The following is a 3,563-nucleotide window of genomic DNA, read 5'->3' as shown; positions in this document are numbered from 1 at the left end:
TTGATTTGGATGAATGGCCGCTGGGGGGAGAAAGCCTGTGGGTCCGGTTAGCCCGCCCGTATGCGGGCAGCACCTACGGTTTCCACTGGCCTTTGGTTCAGGGGACGGAGGTGGCGGTGGCATTTGAGCAGGGCAACCCGGACCGGCCCTATATCGCCCATGCGTTGCATGACTCGCGGCATGAAGATCATGTGACCCGCTACAACTACAAACGCAATGTGCTGCGTACACCGGCTAACAACAAACTGCGCATGGACGATGAGCGCGGCAAAGAACACATCAAGTTAAGTACCGAGTACGGCGGAAAAAGTCAGCTCAATCTGGGTCATCTGGTGGATGGGCTGAGACCGCATCCGAATAAACGCGGTGAAGGCTTTGAGCTGCGAACCGACGACTGGGGGGCTATTCGGGCGGGAAAAGGGTTGTTGCTGAGTACGCAGGGGCAGCCTAAAGCCAGTGGCAAACAACTGAATATGGATGAAATTAAACACCAGCTTGCTAATGCGTTGTCATTAGCGGAATCACTCTCTGATCTGCTGCAAACGGCACAGATTGATCCACTGGATAGTGATACCCAACAGCGTTTTCTACAACGGAATGTGGAGCAATTGCGGGAACCGGTGATTGTCGCTGGTGCGTCAGGGGGGATTGCGCTGTCAACGCCGCAACATATTCAGCACAGCGCCAGTAAAAATCTGATGATGACTGCTGGCGGCAATACCGAGATCTCATCGTTGAAACGTATGGTACTGGCGGCGAAAAAATCAATGGTGGTTTTTGTGCATGAGCTAGGTATGAAGCTGGTTGCGGCTGCCGGGAAGATTCAGGTGCAAGCCCAAACCGAGGGTATTGAAGTCACGGCAATGAAAGACGTCACTATCACCAGTACCGACGATGAAATCCTGATTTCAGCTAAAAAGAAGATCACTTTGCAGTGTGGTGGTTCTTATCTGACGCTTGATCCTTGCAAAATTGAACATGGTTCTCCGGGCGATTTTAACGTTAAAAGCGCTAATTTCGATTATGCCGAGCCGGCTAAGCTGGATGTGACTTATCCCAATTTTACCGCCTGTGCCACGATGGTCGCCGAAGCCAGCGACCAGGGTGACGCTACGATGCCATTAAGCTAAGGAATGGATGATGACTGATTACCTGACCGAGCCTCTGGCGTTTGCTGAACACCAGTATGTACTGATTGATCGCGTAGTTATACCACGGTTGCCGGAAGATTTGCCTGTGATTGAAGTTGTTTCACCGCTTCTCGCCCCGCAAGCGCATCTTTATCCCTGGCTGTTACCGTTGCGTGAGTTACCGTCTGACGTTTGGCCTCGCCTGCTCAATGAAGCACGCCGGAAAACCGATCCCGGCTCTCGACCGTTTTTCACTTTACTGCTTAAGAGCGATTTGTCTCCAGAAGCAATAAAGAATGTGCTGGTCAATGCCTTGTATCTCAAGGAGAAACAGCAGGGGTATATCCTGCGTTATTACGATCCTCGTGTCCTGTTTCATTTGCACTGGATGATGGACCCTTGGGTATTCTCACGCCGAATTGCCTCGGATGACATTACTCACTGGACATTCTGGCTGGAAGGTGACTGGCATACGCTGGCCTTCCCTGAGAAAGTCCGTTACCAGCAAGGAGAAACACCAGTGTCATTTGCCCAAATTCAACGTATTGGCCTGATTAATCAGGTACTGGCTCAGTTGCCGGCGACCTCTGATATGGAGGAGCGGCAGGCGCTTAGCCGTCGTATTGATGCACTACTTGATATCGCCATGACGCAGTGGTCATTAACCGATAAACAGGATCTGACGGCTTTTGCACTACATGGTGTCACCTTGGATGAAGAGTTTCATCAAGCGCCGAAAATGAAGGCGCTATTGGGCCGGTGCCAACAGAATGCGGGGTATTACCAGCGTATCACTGGTCGCTGGACTGATGAACAGTGGCGGGAAATGACCAGTAAAATTAATTATCTACAACTTTAATTGATGGAATTTTGCATGATGATCCCGAAGAAACACATTTTTAGCCTGGTTGTTTTCAGCATGGTGTTAACCGGATGCGACAGCGCTCCGTATACCAACCAAATTGAAAAGGCTATTCAGTCCAGCTTTGCTGAACCCGAAGAATTATCAAAGAAATTTAATCGTTATCCCAGTGATCAACTGTTTTTCCAATCAGTCGAAAAAACGGGTAAATGCGAACCCTCACAAGACAAAGCCAACGTCTTGCTATGTCCGGTAAAGATGCGGGTTAAACAAGTCAAAGTCGGGGAACCGATACCCCGTTACTATGATGTAACGGATAAAATATCGATATATCAAAAGGATGGCGTATGGAAAGCCGATGACAATTTAAAAAGTCAGATCCTGCTATCGATTATCTTTAGCGACGCGAATGAAGCGCTGCTGGGTCGTCTTAACCCGGAACACCTGAAATAACATGGTGTGCAATAGGAGATTTTATTGTGATAAACCCTGGCTGTAGTTTTTGTACCCGTAAGGGGCTGCCTGTTTTACTTGTTCGTCCTGCCATCAAGGCGCAGGGTGATGGGGTACCGGATCTGCCTGCGAACATGCAGATGCCGGTAGAGAACAAAGGTGAAACGGGTTATACCGCCCGTCTGTTACGTGAAGGCTTTGTGTATATCTGGGATGAGCTGGTCAATGGCTGGATTAATTATTACGTGACCTGCGAGGGGTATTACTATCCTCTGCCGGAACATGGCAAAGTGCCTCCTCGCTTAGCCAGCGGTGAAATGAAGCCCTGCATTGATCAGCCCAATGAGTTGGCGCGTGCTTCATTGGTGACATTACCGGTGTTACCGGAAGGCTTTGCAAACAGTGCCTTTTGGTTTGCCTGGTCGGCGGTGGCGTGGACGGATGCGGTCCGTAAAAAGCACGAAGATCCGGCCTACCGTGCGCGATATATGCAACGTTTTGATATGGAAAAATGGCTGAACCGTGGAGAGGGGGAGAATGCGCTGCCGTTCTCGTCACTGACGGATAGCGTCGCGGAATATCACACGAGAAGAGATACCAACCGGCGTATCGCCGATTACACCAGCGCTCATTGGAATGGGAAATATTTATTTGATCAGAATGATCTATGGTTGGCAGCTGAAGAATTAATGCCCGACAAAGGGGTTATCCTGTTCCTGCCTGATCCGGTTGCAATGGTGCAGGACATTACCGCCCTGATGAATTATCGGTTAAAGACGCAGTTTCATGAAAATCCGCACTATATCCGAGGGATTGGGCTTTCGGTTTCTCTGAGCACGCTGAAAGAGACGTTGTGCCGGCAGTTTGAGCGGGATCAGATAAAGGAAAATGAAATTCTGGAGGCACAAAAACAAGCCCCATACGCTTTCTATTTGTCTGGTGGAACATATCTACCGAATAATCCTGCGCTTGTGGGGGCCACCAAAAGCACGTTAGACAGCTCGACATTAAAACGGCAGGTACAGGAATGTTGGTCAGATTACGAGCAGTACATCGACCGTGAGAAAGAAAAAGCGTTTATGGACCGGTTCACCACCGATCTGACGCGGTACGACAAC

General features: G+C 49.6%; 4 protein-coding genes. All 4 read left to right on the top strand.

Going from position 1 to position 3,563, the window contains the following annotated elements:
* Positions 1-1,130, top strand: a 1,130-nt coding sequence (locus tag C5469_RS22455; RefSeq protein WP_166310877.1) for a DUF2345 domain-containing protein, incomplete at its 5' end; no start/stop codon positions are given.
* A 10-nt stretch (positions 1,131-1,140) separates the two neighbouring features.
* Entirely contained in the window at positions 1,141-1,989 is an 849-nt protein-coding gene (locus C5469_RS22450) for a DUF4123 domain-containing protein (protein WP_166310875.1), read from the top strand.
* Positions 1,990-2,004: 15 nt separating this feature from the next.
* The gene (locus C5469_RS22445) at positions 2,005-2,445 is read left to right on the top strand and encodes a hypothetical protein (RefSeq protein ID WP_166310873.1); all 441 of its coding nucleotides are present in this window, start codon (positions 2,005-2,007) and stop codon (positions 2,443-2,445) included.
* Between the two features lie 26 nt (positions 2,446-2,471).
* On the top strand, positions 2,472-3,563 hold a 1,092-nt coding region (locus C5469_RS22440), incomplete at its 3' end, for a T6SS effector BTH_I2691 family protein (protein ID WP_339414635.1).

Source organism: Photorhabdus cinerea, from assembly GCF_011189575.1.
Lineage (GTDB): Bacteria > Pseudomonadota > Gammaproteobacteria > Enterobacterales > Enterobacteriaceae > Photorhabdus > Photorhabdus cinerea.
This window is presented reverse-complemented; position numbering and strand designations above follow the sequence as displayed.

Coding starts and splice junctions, on each gene's coding strand:
- C5469_RS22450 (WP_166310875.1), top strand. CDS start 1,141: ATGACTGATTACCTGACCGAGCCTCTGGCGTTTGCTGAACACCAGTAT.
- C5469_RS22445 (WP_166310873.1), top strand. CDS start 2,005: ATGATGATCCCGAAGAAACACATTTTTAGCCTGGTTGTTTTCAGCATG.